This is a genomic window from Phocaeicola sp. RTP21359st1_B8_RTP21360_211022 (genome assembly GCF_040911965.1).
GTDB classification, from domain to species: Bacteria; Bacteroidota; Bacteroidia; order Bacteroidales; family Bacteroidaceae; genus Phocaeicola; species Phocaeicola vulgatus.
Genome location: NZ_JBDFXP010000065.1, coordinates 1 through 17,802, shown reverse-complemented (window position 1 = coordinate 17,802; position 17,802 = coordinate 1). Strand labels below are relative to the sequence as shown.

Below are 17,802 nucleotides of genomic sequence, written 5' to 3'. Positions count from 1 at the left end.
AATTCTTCATGTTCAGACTGGCTAGGCTATACGCTTAAAAGAAAGCTTACCAACCCGGAAAATCCGCTGACCCTAAATTTCCGCTCATCCAGCATCCCTTCATAGCAGCCACGGCGTGCATCAATAGTCAATGTCCGCTTGGCATCATTCCAAGTCATCGGAATTTCAGTATAAGCACCGTTTTCGTAATTATAGTTATTGCCTTCATCCTCATAAAGCACAAAATTACCATCGGCACCAGGATAAACACAAACCTTGAGATTGTCCCATTTCTTCTCGGTCACGTATTGCACATCGGGACCTAACGGCACGATGCTTCCAGCACGTACATAAAGCGGAATACGATTGAACACAGTCGTCACCTTCAGCTTCTGCCCACCTTCTACCACTTCGTTCGTCCAAAAATCATACCATTGGCTACCGGCAGGCAAATATAGTTCCATTTCTTTAGATTGAGTAAAATCGACAGACAATAGAGGGATATCAGACTCCTGCGCTTTGCAGCCCCACCCTTCATTCTCTTTCAAGATTTGCTGTGCCTGCTCAGGAGTGTATTGGGCATGTAATACAGGTGCCACCAAAAAGGATGATCCAAACATATACTCACTGCCCATGTTCCATGTCTTAGGATCACTGAGAAAATCCATGAATAGTGCCCGCATAAACGTGGAATTACGATGACTTACTTCCCAAGATGTAGAATAGATATAAGGCATCAACGAATAACGGAGTTTTATAGCATCAACCAATGCATCATACACTGGCTCACCAGCTTTACCATAGAGGAAAATTTCGCGAGGTGCATCAGCCCCGTGACTACGCATCATTGGACAAAATACACCGAATTGCGCCCAACGCACATACAATTCATGGAACATAGGATTTTTTGTAGCCGTTCCACCTCCCAAGCTATTGTTATAAGAACCGGCAAAGAATCCGCCAAGGTCAGTATTCCAATGCGGCATTCCCGTCAGAGAAAAATTCAACCCGGCAGTAATTTGCCTACGAAACATATCCCATGAAGATCCTACATCGCCCGTCCATACATTTGAGCCATAACGTTGTTGCCCCAAGAATCCTGAACGGGTCAAGATAATGACACGCTTATCGCGAGTCAGAGCACGCTGATGATCAGACACTCCGCCTACTGTTACGAGCGGAAAAGCGTTCCGTACGCTACGGAAGGAACCGGAATAAGTCTGTCGGTCGAAATCCGAATCTTTGGGGTTAAAGTGGTCAGGTTCTGTCGAGTCCATCCACCATCCGTCCATGCCAAGCTGAAAGATACCTTTGTTCAAGTAATTCCAATAAATATCACGAGCCTTCGGATGATATGGATCATAAACCTTCACGCCAGAAGGATAATCAAAGTTAGGCGGCCATCCTTCCACACCCGATTCGGGCCATGTAGCCATATCCATCAGCAACCCTTCCTTCTCAAGTTCCTTGAAAGGTTTAGTCTTTGGACCAAAAGAAGACCAAATGGAAATCATCATGTGTGCATTCAAGCCGTGGACTTCATCAATCATCCTTTTCGGATCACGGTACTCGTAATTCAGGAACTCCATTGCATTCCATAAATAGTTACTTCCCCAATATTGCCAATCCTGAATGATACAGTCAAGCGGTATGCCCAATTCACGGTATTTCTTCACAACACTTACCACTTCATCCTGACTCTTATAGCGCTCTTTGCTTTGCATAAATCCATAACTCCACAAAGGCATCATAGGAACAGAACCGGTCAGCAAGCGAATCTGTGCAATTACACCGTCAGCCGAACCGCCATACATGAAATAATAATCGATACAATCGCCTACATCTGAACGGAACGACGTTTCCTCTTCATTGTCAACATACATCGTACCTGCATAATTATCCCAAAATACACCATATCCCTTAGTCGACTGAAAAACAGGAGTTACGTCTTCTGTATTGCCTTGCACCAGATACTTCTCTATTCCACGTTGCATCATCTGTCCGTTTTGAAGTTGTCCAAGTCCATAAAGCCCTTCATCCTTATCGGTTTTAAAACTTTGGTAAACAGAATAAGTAGCCCGCCCTGCGTCATTGACAGGTATGAATGCCTTCACATTCTCCAATTCCTTCAATAGGGGCATCCCATTACGTGTTTCATAAATCAGAACACCTGTTTTTGTGTCTAGTTTCACCGTCAGTAAACGGCTCTTCATTACAATATTGCCATCTTCCGACGTAGAAACTTTAAGAGCCGTTTTTTCAGGTCTTGCAATAACCGAAAGACTTTTCTTATCTACCGATTGCCCATGCGGCATTTTCAACACACGCAGACTATTAGCATTAAACCATTGCACTTCCACATCTATCTTTTTCCCAAAAATAGAAGCCTTAATGCCTGTTTCTGTCCGCTGATATTCCTGCGACCACACCAAAGTGGTCAACAGACAACAGAATGTAAAAATAAGTTCTCGTTTCATAAACTCTAACTTTATATTAGTTATCAATAAGTATTAATTAACCTTCCACCAATCCAGCATAAACTATTTTTATTCTATCTCCTCAAAGGGATAAGCTTATCTATCATCATTAATAAAAACTTCCATAGCAATATCAAAACAATTGTCTATATGCTAAAAACACTTACCCTTATCCTATTTCCTCAACTTAACCCATACCACAAAACCTCCGCGAGGCTGGCACTCTATATTCAATTCTTTGGTATCGAATGCCGAATTTTCAATTTTTATTTGTTTCCCATCAGTAGTATCCGAAAACAGTTGGATAAGCTGAATAGAATCTTTAATAAACTCCAAATTCACACGAAATGATTTTGTATTTTCCGTACCATTCAAACCGGAAATATACCAACTATCCTTACTTTTACGAGCAATAACAACACTTTCAGCCGGATAACCGGACAGCAGTCTGGTATCCTCCCATGCAACCGGAAGATACCTGATAAAGTTCTGTACCTCTACCGGTTGTCGCCTATACCCTTCAGGACGATCTGCCAAATGCTGTAGAGCCGACTCAAAAATAACAAGTAACGCCAATTCATGCGCATCGGTAGTGATATGTGGATGTTGTGAATTGGTAAATGTACAAGGCGTATAGTCCATCGGACCTATCACATTACGGGTAAAAGGCAAGGTACAATTATGCCAAGCTGCATTATCAGTCAATGTCGGTTTATTATTATACCATTCGGCCCCATATACCGCTTCCACACTCATCAGGTTTGGGTACGTCCGTTGCCAGCCTCTGGGAATAGCTGCCCCATGAAAATTGACTAACAATTTATGCCTGGCTGCATCCTCCAGCAAATCAATATAATAATTCATCGTACCTATAGAATCTCCACCAAAAAAGTCTATCTTAACTCCCTGAATACCTATTTCTTTTAGCCATTCAAATTCTTTGTCACGCACTTCCGGGGTATTCAACCGATATAACGGAGTAGGATCACACCATGCAGTAGAAGAATTATACCATATCAAAGGAGTTACATTTTTCTCTTTACAATAGTTCATTGCATCATTCAGATTTCCTCCATTCCCCATTGCATCCCATTCCCAATCAATCAACATATAGGGCAAATCAAAGTCTGCGGCAAAATCAATATATTTCTTCACTATTTGATAATCCTTAGAACCATGATTATATGCCCAATATATCCAAGAGACCAATCCAGGTTTTATCCATTGGGTATCTTGGATTTTACATGGTTCACTCACATCAGTTACCAAAGTCGATTCGACAATATCAGCTAATGTTCCTATGATAGCGACACGCCAAGGTGAATACCAGCCGGATGGGCATATCAACCGTTCATCCGATAATTTTATCTTATAGATAGAAGAATCAGCTGCATTAGTAAGATAAGCTCCTGTGTTATCACGTAATATGTTGGCTTCGGTTAATAGTACAAAAGCGCTGTCCGAAGGTTGGAACAATGTTGGAAAACTCCACTCACGTCCCTCATTATCTGCAACGCCGTCCGTATTTGGCCAATAAAAGCCCTCATAACCTACAGTAAATTTTTGTGTCCAACGCTTGATACCTGGAGTAAAAGCAAATGCAGTGTACTCATCAAGAACCACAATCTCTTCTTTGGTTTTAGGAAGATGATAACGGAAAGCTATACCATCATTATAAACCCGGAAAATAAGATCTACCCGAAGTCCTTTGACATTTTCAAACCGATAAGTACATTCATTAGCCTCATTATGGCAATGCCTGCGTTTACCAGTCAGCATTTCATAATCATCAACTACAGAAGTTACAGGAGTTGAGCTTATCAATTTAAAGCAATCATCCGTATCCGACGTTTTTAGACCTATTTCAGGTAATGACATCATTTTAACTTTATCCCGCCCACTATGATAAATAACAGAAAAACCTTTTTCAGCATGATATTCAATGGCTATCTTACCGTTAGGAGATTGTAATAAATTGTTTTGCATCGTACATGAAATGCAGGATAAGCACAACAGTGCAATGATAGTAAAATATTTCATAATCATTAAATTGTTCAATGTACCTTCTATTATATTTTAAGGAAAAAGAGAATACTTTATCAGCACCCTCTCTTTCCTCTCTTTTTTAATTATTCATATAGATAAAACATACGTTCCATCATACTCCATTTTTCTTTAGCAAGTTCCCCTTTCCTGCATTGTTGGAATACCGATACAAAATCTTCCCATTCCTGCTGTCGGGGTAAAGTCGCAAGTTTAGCCATAGCAGATTCCCAATCGAAATCAATAGGAGTTTCGACAATCATGAATAACCGATTACCGCATATATATATTTCCATTTCTAAAATACCAACTGAACGGATCCCCTCTCTGATCTCCCGCCACGACTTCTCCTTACTGTGGCACTCCCGATACTTCGCTATCAGCTCCGGATCATCCTTCAAATCCATTGTCTGACAATATCTCTTTACCGGATAGCCATATCTTTTCATTTCATATCCATTTTCTTTCATCTTATCTTAAACTTAATCCTGCTTAATTATATCCCTCATTCTGTTTCAGATTCTTATTTACATTCAAATCATTTTGAGGAATAGGAAAATATCGGTTATGGGGTGCCCATGTACGTTTCTCAAATTGATAATACATATTTTCATCCACCGGAGAAGCAGTAGCCCCACTCCCTCTATAATTACGAGCTTGAGGATCATCCGACAATTTTACTCCGGTAAATGTATGATTAAGTTCTTTCTCGGCAATGCCCCAACGTAACACGTCATAATATCGAAGCCCCTCGAATGCCAGTTCCACACGTCTTTCTTTACGAACTGCTTCACGAACAAGTTCCTGTGTCGCTACGTCTGTCTTTTTTATTCCAACCAATTTCACACGATCACGTATATCATTGATAGTCAAATCCAATAAATTCTGGTCTACTGCATTCGGCTGCGATTCATTTACCGCTTCCAGATAGCTTAATAGAACCTCAGCATAACGCATTATAGGAGTATAAGTGGGAGTAGAACCTAAATTATTAGTTATAGACGGATCACAACCTTTCTTCGGACAATATCCATTAAATAAGGCAAATTTATTATAGCTATCTGCAGTATTAGCTCCCTTAAAGCAATCATAAATTATATCATTATACTTAGTTCCCTCATAACTTCCCAAAGGAGGTAAAAAAATAGAAGCATACAAGCGCAAATCCCGATTAACATAAGGATCATTCTCATCATAAACCTCAGAAGTCTTAATGTCCTTGCCGTCTGCACAGAAATATTCTTTCACCAATTCGTTATATGGTGAGAACTGATGCCACCCTCCATAAGCAGCTTCAGGATATAAATATTGATAACGTGAATTAGTATACAAATCCTTTATCCCCATAATACAAAATATTATCTCAGGGCTATATTCACCTCCTATTTGAAAAAGTTTCTCATAGCTGTCCTCTCCATTACGACGATCCAATTCATATATTCCCGACTCAATCACACTACGTAAAATAGTAGCAGCATCTCCCCATCTCTCTTGTGCCAGATAAAGACGACTTAAAAGTACCTTAGCCGCCCCCCTGGTAAACCGGCCATATTCCTCTGAAGAATATTGGACAGGCAACAAGTCTATAGCAGTCTTCAAGTCCTTCTCCACTTGCGAATAGACTTCAGTCTGAGGTGTTTGAGAGATAGAATTCGCTTCGTCCACCGACAGAGTTTTCAAAGGCATAGGAACATCCTTATAATAAAATGCCAAATTTAAAAAGAAATAAGCTCGTAAACACTTCACTTCGGCAGACCACTGTTCTTTTTTAGATTCTTCCATCGGACAGTCCGTAATATTCTCTAGAAAAGTGTTGTACTTAGCTATTTGCGTATATGCATTTCCCCAATACCAACGTAAATTACTGTTAGTAGCCACCGTATTGGAACTAGCCATTAAAGTAGAAAAATTTTCCTTTTCCGTTCCGTTTCCACCTGCAAAATCCAAATAGAGCAACCCTTGTGGCGTAGCAAAATCATCATGCGACCAACCAGTCTGGAAACGATAACATCCTGTCAAAGCCAACATGGCATCCCCTTCACCAGTCCAAAAACTACCATCAGAAATTGCTGAAGGTGGCTCCTTATCTAATAAATCCGAGCAACCAGTTGTTACTAGTGATACAGCCAAAGCACATAAACAAGCCTTTGTCATTCCTAATGTATTATATATATTTTTCATAATGATTCTTGATTGAATGATTTACTTAGAACTTGAAATTAAATCCGAATGAATAAATACTATTGACCGGATAATAAGAGGGAGAATCCCCTGTTCCTATCTCATTTTCAGGATCCCAACCTTTATAGAAACTATTGAAAGAGAACAGATTTTGTCCGCTTACATAAACACGCACATTTTCCAAACCTATTTTTTTAGTCCATGCTTTTGGGAATGTATATCCTATTTGTATATTCTTGACTCGTAAGAAACTAGCATTACGGACCCAATAATCAGAAGTTTGAAGATTAGTGTCATTCATATTCAAAGTTTCCAATCGAGGATATTCAGCCCATTTATCAGGATTTTCTTCCTTCCAACAAGATTCAGCCTGCCATCTCTGTATCTGTCCACCGTTGTAGAATGCATAAGCCATATAAGATCCTATCAAACGCTTATGACCTCCTAAACCTTGTAATAAAGCTGAAAAATCAAAACCTTTATAAGAAGCGGAAAGATTCAAACCATAATAAAACTTCGGGGTAGTACTTCCCAATACGGTACGATCATATTGCGCATCCACCTTACCATCGGGAACCCCGTCAGGACCACTAATATCTTTGTATTTCACATAACCAGGTTTCAATCCTGACTTACTTACCAATTGCTCAGGAGCCGCATCTATTTCCGCTTGGTCTACAAACAGTCCATCAGTTTCATATCCATATATAATACCTATCGGTTGCCCTACAATTCTGTTATTATTAATTTCTTCGGTAGCTCCGTTCGCCAATTTCTCAACTGCATTTTTTACCCATGTAAAATTAGGAGAAATACTAAACCGGAAATCACGTCCTATTTGTCCGTTATAAGTCAGATTTATTTCAATTCCTTTGTTCGAAACAGCTCCAACATTAGATTGTCCGACTTCACGTCCCATAATACTAGACACCTCAACTGGTGCTAAAATGTCCGAAGTATATTTATAAAAATAATCCAATGTTCCACTAAAACGTCCATTCAATAAACTAAAATCTAAACCAATATCCGTTATAGCCGTCTTTTCCCAAGTAATTTCCGGATTATTATAGGTTTTCATGTAAGCCCCAGACTGAAGAGTTGCCGGATTTCCAAAAGGATAATCATGTCCAAGTTCATAAATCTGTTGGTAAGGATAAACACCTATATTTTGATTACCAAGTACACCATAGGAAGCACGCAATTTCAAATTATCAACTACAGCTGAAACTGCCGCATTCTTCCAAAAATCCTCCTCAGAAATTCTCCACCCTGCAGAAACTGACGGGAAAAGTCCCCAACGATGACCGTCCGCAAAACGTGACGATCCATCATAGCGCAAATTAGCCTCTAATAAATAACGATCTTTCCATGCATAATTTATACGCCCGAAAAAAGAAAGCAACGCATATTCCTCCAATGAACTATCATTAGTAGCTGTTGATTTATCTCCAGAACCTAATTCATACAAATAATTATTAGGAAACGTATTTCTATAACCTTCCAAACCTTTATTATTAGATTGCTCCACAGAAGTACCCGCCAATAACTTAAAGGTATGATTTTTAATTTGTTTTTCATAAGTAGCTAATGCTTCAAAGGTAGTATACGTATTATTTGCAGTCCATACATTTAAAGTAGCGGGCCCCACTGTCTTACTATCATCAAAATAAGTATCAGCCCGGTACGCTTTATCATATTTAGTCCAGTAATTCACCCCAGCTTTACCTATAAAAGAAAGTCCGTCTACAGGAGTATTCCATGTCAATTGTCCGGAAGCACTTATATTTCTACTCACATTCTGTACAAAAGATTCACTCGCCAACCACGCTTCCGGACTATAATTATCCTGATATCCAAAACTTCCATCCGACTTTTGCCCGGCATAAATAGGTCCCTGACGAACAGCATATCCTATCATTCCATCAATACTTTGTGGTTCGCCATTAGGAGCATTATATTTATTATTATAAGCATTAATATTCAAATTAAGCATCAGCCCTTTGGCGATTTCACTTTTCATAGTAAACAGTGCAGTCATTCTTTCATTAGACGTTTTTGCCGTCATACCTTCCTGATTTCTATAACCTACTGATAAATTATAACTTGTCGTAGCATTTCCTCCTTGTATGCTGAGATTATGTTGGTGTTGAAAACCAGAACCAGATTCCAACAGCCATTTTAAGTGATTTACATTCGGATAATTATCCGGATCAGATCCATCTCTATACTTTTGAATCTGTTCAGGTAAATAAGCTTCCTGCTTACCCATATTCCGCATAGCCATATTATAATATTCCGCATATTCCCATGATGGTAAAAAATCAGGCAATTCCGTAGGCCGTTGCCAACCAAAAGAATTACTATATGTAATAGTCGTTTTACCTTGTGCACCCTTCTTTGTTTCAATCAAGATCACCCCATTAGCAGCACGATTACCATAAATAGAAGCAGAAGCTGCATCTTTCAAAAAAGAAATGCTCTGAATATCATTAGGATCTACATCATCAATGTTACCTGATAAACCATCAATCAAAACCAATGGATCTGTTCCAGCTTTTGAAAATGTACCAGTTCCACGAATTTTAACAGTTGCTCCTTGTCCGGGACGACCTGAAGTTTGCAATACACTTAAACCTGGAGCCAAACCTGCCAGTGCTTGAGCAGTACTCATAACAGGCTTACTAGCCAAGTCTTCAGCTGAAACAGCAGATACGGCTCCTGTTAAATTCACCTTTTTCTGTGTTCCATATCCAACTACAACTACTTCTTCCAACTTTTTTGTATCTTCTTCCATTATAATACGAAGTAACTTGTTACTTTCAACCTTTATTTCTTGCGAAATATAACCTACATAACTTATCTGGAGCATGTCTCCCATTTCAGCAGACAGAGAAAATTTGCCATCCAAATCAGTAACAGTTCCATTGGAAGTACCTTTAACCAAGATACTGACCCCAATTAACGGCTCACCGGAAAAATCAGTAACCAAACCATTGACATTACTCTGTGTCTGTGCCCAAGTAGTATAGCTCAGGCAACACATCAACAAGACCACCAAGAATCTTATTGGCTGCATACATTCTAATCTGTTTTTCATTATTCTATTGATTATTGGGTTAATTTTCAAGACATAACAAAGGCTTACCGACCTAAAAAAGCCGATAAATAAACCTACTTTATGCTATATTCACTTCTTTATCTTAAATACGGGAGCAATCTTATTCAACTGTACATCAGGCATATCAATAACAACTCCTTGCGCTGTACGAGTAAAAGATACCTTTCCATAACCTAACAATTCAATTTTAGTAATTTTATCAGGATACAACTCACTTCCCGTTGCCAGCGATTGAATGACAACTTGCTTTTCTTCCGGCCATGCAAGGACTGTAGCATAGAGATATTTCTTGGTTTGAGTAAAACGGATTTCAGATGCAGTGGCTTTAGTGTAAGCACCTTCATTGAAACCTTGGGCATTAATCTTGATATCAGCATTGGCTATCGGACCTTCTCCGAAGACTTTCCACGGGCGTGTATCATAAATAGCCTCTTTATTCATACTCATCCAGTTACCAAATTCATTTAAAATGGCTTCTTCCTTTTCATCGAAAGTTCCGTCAGCCCGAAGAGGAACACTAAGCAACAAATTACCGTTCTTACTGACCACATCCACTAATAGTTTCACTACATCGGAAGCACTTTTATACCAGCCGTTCTCCGCCAGTCTGGTATCATAATGCCAACCGCCTAAACAAGAACAAGTCTGCCATGGCTCTTCATAAATACTATTGGGAGATCCCCTTTCCACATCCCATACCAAAGCTTTACGTTGCTCATCGGTAAGAATTTTACCAAACATAACAGCACTGAAATCCCCCTTACGAACAACCATGTTGTGATTATAAAAATGTGCGGCAATCTTCAAACCCGCATCACTGATAGGATAAAACGGTACACCAGTCACATCAAAATAAATCAAATCGGGATTATAACGGTTTATTGCATCGACTGTACGATCATAAAAGTTTGTCACATATTCTTGAGTAGGAATACAAACACCATTTCCCCATGCCCATTGACGGTGAATCATACCGTCAGCCCAACTTCCAGCGCTTAACGGGTGATTCTGTGCATAAAGTTTTTGAGGATCGTAGCCTTCCCACCACTTACCCTTACCATCTTCTTTAGTCAAACATCCATCGTAGGGTACACCTGCCTTCTCGCCATGACGGTCGTATCGTTGAGCCGGTTCATACCAGCTCCACGCATGGTCCGCATGGAAACTGATACCAAATGGAAGACCGTTTTTCTTAGCTGCTTCAGCCCAGCCCGCCAATATATCCTTCTTAGGGCCTATATTCACGGAATTCCATTCCTGATATTGGCTATCCCATAAATCATAATTATCATGGTGATTACCTAAAGCGAAGAAATACTGGGCACCAATCTTCTTATAAAAGGAAACCAATTTGTCCGGATCCCATTTCTCGGCTTTAAACAAAGGCAATATATCCTTGAAGCCCACTTCAGAGGGATGGCCATAATGTTCCACATGGTGCTTATACTCGCGCGAACCTTCCAAATAGAGAGAACGCGCCATCCAGTCGCCGGACCCTTCCACACATTGCGGTCCCCAATGTGCCCAAATACCAAATTTGGCATTTCTAAACCATTCAGGAACTTTATAGTTCTGCAATGATTCCCAAGTAGGTTCGAACTCTCCCTCCTGCATTTTTTCATTTTTCTCTGAAACAGGTACCTGGTAAGTCTGAGCCTCCAAAACTCCCGTCCAAAGCAACAAAGCCGAAGCCAAAAGAAAATGTTTTGCTTTCATAGTATAATTGCTTTATATGTTTTTCAATTATCAATAGTGCAAATATACAGAGTTGAAACCAATTTATATTATCCAAATGCGCCATTATGTAGGATAATATCGACTTTTACCTGAAATAATTCAAAAACAAATACCAAAACAGGTGATTTGATATGAAAATATCGATTTCCCATTGGATTATATATATACTTTTGCTTACTTTGTACAAAACTGAATCTTTCATTCTAATACCTTAAGGAATATGACACAATCAATCGACCAATTACATTTACTTATATTAAATGTAGGACTAGCCATTCACAATGCAGACTGGAACTGGAAAAACGTAAGCAGCCCTTTTACCCGACTCTATTATATAATGGAAGGAACTGCCCAAATAATATTTCCCGATGGAATGCAGGAACTAAAACCACATCATCTATATCTGGTGCCATCATTCACTACCCATAGTTATCAGTGCAATTCTCATTTCACTCATTATTATCTCCATATATATGAAGACCATCAATCGGAATCCGGCATTCTGGAAGATTGGAATTTCCCGATAGAAATACCTGCGGGCAACCTGGAATTACCACTTATTAAAAGGTTATGTGAAATAAATCCTACCATGCAGCTTCCTCAATCCGACCCGACAAGCTATGACAACAACCCCACATTAATCAGAAACATCATTAAAAATAAACAGCGTACCTTCTGTGACAAAGTCGAATCCAGAGGTATAGTATATCAACTTATTGCCCGCTTTTTAAAAGACGCCAAACCTAAAGTGGAAGTCAACGATAACCGTATCCAAAAAGTTTTGTCCCACATCCGAAAAAATATCTATAAAACAGTAGATATAGACTCATTGGCAGCAATCTCATGCCTCTCAAAAGATCATTTTATCCGTCTTTTCAAAAAAGAAGTCGGTACCACACCGCTACAATATATTAATCAGAAAAAAATAGAGAAAGCCCAATTAATTCTGATTACAGAGGATATTCCCGTAAAAAACATAGCCTATCTCCTTGCTTATGAAGACCATTCTTATTTCAACCGCCTATTCAAAAAAATCACAGACGTTACTCCACAGCAATATAGGGAACTATATAAAAAGTAACCGTCTTATTATTTTTACGCAAAGGTTTACGTACTTTTTTCAACCTCTTCCACCATATACCTAAAGGTTATTCCTCTATTTTTGATGCCGGAAATAAATCTAAAAATAAATAGAGCTATGAATTACAATGAAATCGGGAAAACCGGTATGCGGGTTTCCAATCTTAGTTTCGGCGCATCTTCATTAGGAGGAGTTTTTCATGATATCCGCGAAGCAGAGGGTATCAAAGCTGTTTACACAGCAGTAGAGAATGGAATGAATTTTATTGATGTATCTCCCTACTACGGGCACTACAAGGCCGAAACCGTATTAGGCAAAGCATTGAAAGAAATACCACGTGACAAATATTATCTCTCTACCAAAGTGGGACGCTATGGAAAAGATGGAGTCAACACATGGGATTATTCCGGAAAACGTGCAACGGAAAGTGTGTATGAAAGCTTGGACAGACTCCACATTGAATATATCGATCTGATTAATGTACACGATGTAGAGTTTTCAGACATGAATCAGGTAGTCAACGAAACATTACCTGCACTGGTAGAACTTAAAAAGAAAGGTATTGTGGGACATGTAGGTATCACAGACTTGCAATTAGAAAACTTAAAATGGATCATTGATCACTCGGAACCGGGAACAGTAGAAAGCGTACTTAACTTCTGCCATTATTGTCTGAATGACGAGAAACTGACTGATTATCTGGATTATTTTGAATCAAAGAATATCGGCATTATCAATGCCTCCCCCCTTTCAATGGGCTTACTCTCCCAACGTGGGGTTCCTGCATGGCATCCGGCCCCCCAATCACTGGTAGAAGCCTGTCGGAAAGCTGTTCAACACTGCCTGTCCAAAAATTATCCTATAGAGAAACTGGCTATTCAATATTCTGTCAGCAATCCACGTATCGCCACCACTTTGTTCAGTTCGGCCAATCCGGATAATGTATTGAAAAATATAACATATGCCGAAGAACCCATTGATTGGAACCTTGTAAAGGAAGTGCAAGAAATTATCGGAGAACAAATGCGTGTCAGTTGGGCTAATTCATAATACAAAGGAAAATAATGATGGATTTTAACATAATAGATGCACACTCCCATCTTTGGCTACGGCAAGATACGGAAGTCAACGGATTGCCTATCCGTACTTTAACCAACGGACGTTCGTTATTTATGGGGGAAGAACGTCAGATGGTTCCGCCCTTTATGATTGACGGGCGGAATAGTGCCGAGGTTTTTCTCTCGAACATGGACTATGCACAAGTATCGGCTGCCGTAGTCACTCAGGAATTTATTGATGGCATCCAAAATGAATACCTCGCAAAAGTGTCCCATAAATACCCAGACCGTTTCTTTGTATGCGGTATGTGCGAATTTCGTAAACCCGGTTATCTGCAACAGGCCAAGGAATTAATAAGTTCCGGTTTCAAAGCAATAAAAATCCCGGCACACCGCCTTTTTCTAAAAGAAGGAAGAGTCATGCTGAACAGTGACGAAATGATGGAAATGTTCCATTACATGCAAGAAAAAGACATTATCCTTTCCATTGATTTAGCCGATGGGGATACACAAGTACAGGAAATGAAAGAAATCATTCAGGAATATCCGCAGCTTCGAATCGCTATCGGACATTTCGGTATGGTCACCACACCTCATTGGCAAGAACAAATAAAGTTGGCCCGCCATAAAAATGTCATGATAGAATCCGGGGGGATCACCTGGTTGTTCAACAGTGAATTCTATCCGTTTCACGGAGCGGTCAAAGCCATTAAAGAAGCAGCAGATCTGGTAGGTATGGACAAACTGATGTGGGGATCGGATTACCCTCGGACCATTACGGCCATTACTTACAAGATGTCTTACGATTTCATCCTTAAAACGACTGAAATGACACAAGAAGAGAAAGCACTTTTTTTAGGTAAAAACGCCGAAAGATTTTATGGTTTCAAAAATATCATATCTCTTCCTTACATAAAAAACATGTCAGAATAATCAACTGACACTTATAAATCCATACCATGAAAAATAAGAACTATTATGTACCATTGATGCTCATATTCTGCCTGTTTTTCCTATGGGCTATCAGCAGCAATCTGCTACCTACTATGATAAGACAGCTGATGAAAACCTGTGAGTTAAACGCTTTCGAAGCATCATTCACAGAAACAGCCTACTGGCTTGCCTATTTCATCTGTCCCATTCCCATCGCTATGTTCATGAAAAAATACAGCTACAAATCGGGAATTATTTTCGGGTTATTACTGGCGGCATGTGGTGGGTTACTGTTCTTCCCCGCTGCCATGCTGAAAGAATATTGGGCATATCTATGCATATTCTTTATCATTGCCACCGGAATGTGTTTTTTAGAAACGGCAGCCAATCCTTATGTAACCGCTTTGGGAGATCCGAAAAGTGCGCCCCGTCGATTGAATCTGGCACAATCATTCAATGGGCTGGGAGCTTTTATAGCTGCCATGTTTCTCAGCAAACTGATTCTGAGTGGCAACCACTATACCCGCGACACCCTGCCCACTTCTTTTCCCGGTGGCTGGGAAGGTTACATTCAAACAGAAACAGACGCCATGAAACTTCCTTATCTGCTGCTAGCTATGCTACTCATTGTTATTGCCATCATCTTTATCTTCTCCAAATTACCTAAAATCAAAGAAGGAAATACGATGGAAGGAGTAGAATATAAAGGAGAAAAATTAATTGATTTCGGAGTCTTAAAACGTTCTCATCTTCGTTGGGGAGTTATTGCACAATTCTTCTACAATGGTGGTCAGACAGCCATTAACAGTTTATTTCTAGTCTACTGTTGTACCTATGCAGAACTACCTGAAAATACAGCCACCACCTTTTTCGGTCTTTATATGCTGGCTTTTTTGGCAGGAAGATGGACAGGCACACTACTCATGGTAAAATTCCGTCCACAAGACATGCTATTGGTATATGCGCTGATTAATGTCTTGCTATGTATTGTTGTGGTTTGTTTTGGCGGTTGGACAGGTCTTTATGCCATGCTGGGCATCTCTTTTTTCATGTCTATCATGTATCCCACTCAGTTCTCGCTCGCTTTGACTGATTTAGGCAACAACACCAAAAGTGGCTCGGCATTTCTAGTTATGGCCATCGTTGGAAATGCTTGCTTACCCCAACTCACAGCTTATATGATGCATCTGAACGAACATATCTATCATATAGCCTATACTATCCCTATGATTTGTTTCCTGTTTTGCGCCTATTATGGCTGGAAAGGATACAAAGTGATTGATTAAACTGATTAAAAATAAATAAAAAATGAAAGCAATTCAAATTACCGCTCCTTCCGAAATGAAGGTAGTAGACATCGAGAAACCGGTCTTGGAACCGGGAGAAGTTCTTGTGAAAATTAAATACGTCGGTTTTTGCGGCTCGGACTTGAATACATTCTTAGGCCGTAACCCAATGGTAAAGTTGCCCGTTATTCCTGGACATGAAGTAGGAGCTGTCATAGAAGCTGTGGGCAAGGATGTGCCGGATTCTTTAAAACCCGGCATGAGCGTTACAGTTAATCCCTATACCAATTGCGGTAAATGTGCTTCCTGTCGTAACGGCAGAGTAAATGCCTGTGAACATAATGAAACTTTAGGGGTTCAGCGCAACGGAGCCATGTGTGAATATATCGCATTGCCTTGGAGTAAAATAATCCCGGCCCATCGAATTCCTCCTCGTGACTGTGCACTGATCGAACCGATGAGCGTAGGCTTTCATGCGGTTTCCAGGGCACAAGTTACAGATATTGATATAGTGATGGTCATTGGTTGCGGAATGATCGGTATGGGAGCTATTGTACGTTCAGCTCTTCGCGGAGCTACCGTTATCGCTGTAGACCTGGACGACGAGAAATTGGAACTTGCCAAACGGATAGGTGCTCACCATACCATCAATTCCATGACAGAAAATGTACATGAATGCCTGACAAAGATTACGGAAGGACTCGGTCCTGATGTAGTCATTGAAGCTGTCGGCAGTCCTGCAACCTATGTTATGGCCGTCAATGAAGTCGGATTTACCGGGAGAGTGGTATGTATAGGGTATGCAAAATCAGAAGTTTCTTTTCAAACTAAATATTTTGTCCAAAAAGAACTTGATATCCGCGGATCACGTAATGCATTGCCCACAGATTTCAGAGCAGTTATCCGCTACATGGAACAAGGTACTTGCCCAAAAAATGAATTGATCAGCAAAGTAGTCAAGCCCGAAGCAGCAATACAGGCCATGAAAGAATGGGCGGCAGCTCCCGGAAAAGTATTCCGTATACTAGTCGAATTTGACTAACCACATCTATACAATTACCCAAAATGTGCTCAAAGTGATCGTTTTCTACTTCGAGCACATTCTCTTTTTTGATTAAATCCTACTTGATTGGATAATATCAATTAATATCGGACGGAACCCGCTAACGAAACACTCTACTGCTATTACCATCAGAATAAGTCCCATCAAGCGCATCATCACGTTATTTCCAGTTTCACCAAGAATAGAAACCAACCGGGTAGAAGCCCGCAATATAAGATAGGTGATAAAATAAATCAAACCAATTATTCCGATCAGAATTCCCTTCATGGTCCAAGTATTTGCATCATCCATTAACATTATTCCGTTAGCTATAGCACCGGGACCGCAAAGCATAGGAATAGATAACGGGGTAATTGAAATATCATTGGCATACGTTTTAATTTCTTCATCTTTCAACTTCGTATTAGTAAAACGTGCCTGCAACATATCATACCCAATCTTCAAAATAATAAAACCGGCAGCAATACGAAAGCCATTGGTCGATATTCCAAAGAATTTGAATAAAAATTGCCCGGAAAAAGTAAAAGCCAGAAGTGTAATAAAGGAAATGATAGTAGCACGTTTCACAATATGACGCCGTTCTTCATCATCCATTCCTTTAGTCATAGTCAAAAATACAGGCATGGTTCCCAACGGGTTGGTTAATGTGAAAAAAGAAGTAAAGCATAGTAATGCAAATGGTAATAATGTATCCATTGACGTATTATTTTTAGGTTATGGGCAAAAGTAATCCATAATTGGGAGATGAGCAATAGTAGAGGTCACATTTCACACGTGCGTATACAAAAAAAAGCCTCCGGAACTTCTTCAAGTCCGGAGGCTTCAATCAAAACGGCGGCTACCTAC

The 17,802-nt window shown here is 39.8% G+C and carries 12 protein-coding genes; 5 read left to right on the top strand and 7 right to left on the bottom strand.

Features of this window, described 5'->3' with window-relative positions; translation table 11 throughout:
* Positions 1-26 precede the first annotated feature (26 nt).
* From AB5062_RS21020 to AB5062_RS20995, 6 genes are all read right to left on the bottom strand, one after another.
* Positions 27-2,456 (bottom strand): TIM-barrel domain-containing protein, encoded by a 2,430-nt coding sequence (locus tag AB5062_RS21020; RefSeq protein ID WP_368326971.1) that lies wholly within the window; start codon positions 2,454-2,456, stop codon positions 27-29.
* 174 nt (positions 2,457-2,630) lie between these two features.
* Positions 2,631-4,502: a glycoside hydrolase family 97 protein gene (locus AB5062_RS21015; RefSeq protein WP_032953120.1), complete on the bottom strand. Its 1,872-nt coding sequence runs from the start codon at positions 4,500-4,502 to the stop codon at positions 2,631-2,633.
* Positions 4,503-4,585: 83 nt separating this feature from the next.
* A complete protein-coding gene (locus tag AB5062_RS21010) occupies positions 4,586-4,969 on the bottom strand; it encodes an L-rhamnose mutarotase (protein WP_005843590.1) in 384 nt (127 codons plus the stop codon).
* A gap of 22 nt (positions 4,970-4,991) precedes the next feature.
* Positions 4,992-6,680: a RagB/SusD family nutrient uptake outer membrane protein gene (locus tag AB5062_RS21005; protein ID WP_005843588.1), complete on the bottom strand. Its 1,689-nt coding sequence runs from the start codon at positions 6,678-6,680 to the stop codon at positions 4,992-4,994.
* A 25-nt stretch (positions 6,681-6,705) separates the two neighbouring features.
* Positions 6,706-9,777 (bottom strand): TonB-dependent receptor, encoded by a 3,072-nt coding sequence (locus tag AB5062_RS21000; RefSeq protein ID WP_110506577.1) that lies wholly within the window; start codon positions 9,775-9,777, stop codon positions 6,706-6,708.
* Between the two features lie 90 nt (positions 9,778-9,867).
* Positions 9,868-11,514, bottom strand: coding sequence for an alpha-L-fucosidase (locus AB5062_RS20995; RefSeq protein ID WP_005843582.1), 1,647 nt, complete (start codon positions 11,512-11,514; stop codon positions 9,868-9,870).
* Positions 11,515-11,755: 241 nt separating this feature from the next.
* Here AB5062_RS20995 and AB5062_RS20990 point away from each other — a divergent pair, with 241 nt between their 5' ends.
* From AB5062_RS20990 to AB5062_RS20970, 5 genes are all read left to right on the top strand, one after another.
* On the top strand, positions 11,756-12,616 hold the full coding sequence (locus AB5062_RS20990) for an AraC family transcriptional regulator (protein WP_005843580.1): 861 nt from the start codon (positions 11,756-11,758) through the stop codon (positions 12,614-12,616).
* A gap of 117 nt (positions 12,617-12,733) precedes the next feature.
* Positions 12,734-13,666 (top strand): aldo/keto reductase, encoded by a 933-nt coding sequence (locus AB5062_RS20985; RefSeq protein WP_005853676.1) that lies wholly within the window; start codon positions 12,734-12,736, stop codon positions 13,664-13,666.
* Positions 13,667-13,683: 17 nt separating this feature from the next.
* Positions 13,684-14,607, top strand: a complete 924-nt coding sequence (gene lgaB / locus AB5062_RS20980) for an L-galacto-1,5-lactonase LgaB (protein WP_087339589.1) — start codon at positions 13,684-13,686, stop codon at positions 14,605-14,607.
* Positions 14,608-14,633: 26 nt separating this feature from the next.
* Positions 14,634-15,893 (top strand): L-fucose:H+ symporter permease, encoded by a 1,260-nt coding sequence (gene fucP, locus AB5062_RS20975; RefSeq protein WP_005843574.1) that lies wholly within the window; start codon positions 14,634-14,636, stop codon positions 15,891-15,893.
* 22 nt (positions 15,894-15,915) lie between these two features.
* A complete protein-coding gene (locus AB5062_RS20970) occupies positions 15,916-16,935 on the top strand; it encodes a zinc-binding alcohol dehydrogenase family protein (RefSeq protein ID WP_005843572.1) in 1,020 nt (339 codons plus the stop codon).
* Between the two features lie 72 nt (positions 16,936-17,007).
* On the opposite strand, the gene AB5062_RS20965 is transcribed toward AB5062_RS20970, so the two are convergent.
* On the bottom strand, positions 17,008-17,652 hold the full coding sequence (locus tag AB5062_RS20965) for a MarC family protein (RefSeq protein WP_005843570.1): 645 nt from the start codon (positions 17,650-17,652) through the stop codon (positions 17,008-17,010).
* Positions 17,653-17,802 lie beyond the last annotated feature (150 nt).

Bases quoted from the DNA above. Each gene is read 5' to 3' on its own strand.
- AB5062_RS21020 (WP_368326971.1), bottom strand. From the start codon at position 2,456: ATGAAACGAGAACTTATTTTTACATTCTGTTGTCTGTTGACCACTTTG.
- AB5062_RS21015 (WP_032953120.1), bottom strand. From the start codon at position 4,502: ATGATTATGAAATATTTTACTATCATTGCACTGTTGTGCTTATCCTGC.
- AB5062_RS21010 (WP_005843590.1), bottom strand. From the start codon at position 4,969: ATGAAAGAAAATGGATATGAAATGAAAAGATATGGCTATCCGGTAAAG.
- AB5062_RS21005 (WP_005843588.1), bottom strand. From the start codon at position 6,680: ATGAAAAATATATATAATACATTAGGAATGACAAAGGCTTGTTTATGT.
- AB5062_RS21000 (WP_110506577.1), bottom strand. From the start codon at position 9,777: ATGAAAAACAGATTAGAATGTATGCAGCCAATAAGATTCTTGGTGGTC.
- AB5062_RS20995 (WP_005843582.1), bottom strand. From the start codon at position 11,514: ATGAAAGCAAAACATTTTCTTTTGGCTTCGGCTTTGTTGCTTTGGACG.
- AB5062_RS20990 (WP_005843580.1), top strand. From the start codon at position 11,756: ATGACACAATCAATCGACCAATTACATTTACTTATATTAAATGTAGGA.
- AB5062_RS20985 (WP_005853676.1), top strand. From the start codon at position 12,734: ATGAATTACAATGAAATCGGGAAAACCGGTATGCGGGTTTCCAATCTT.
- lgaB (WP_087339589.1), top strand. From the start codon at position 13,684: ATGGATTTTAACATAATAGATGCACACTCCCATCTTTGGCTACGGCAA.
- fucP (WP_005843574.1), top strand. From the start codon at position 14,634: ATGAAAAATAAGAACTATTATGTACCATTGATGCTCATATTCTGCCTG.
- AB5062_RS20970 (WP_005843572.1), top strand. From the start codon at position 15,916: ATGAAAGCAATTCAAATTACCGCTCCTTCCGAAATGAAGGTAGTAGAC.
- AB5062_RS20965 (WP_005843570.1), bottom strand. From the start codon at position 17,652: ATGGATACATTATTACCATTTGCATTACTATGCTTTACTTCTTTTTTC.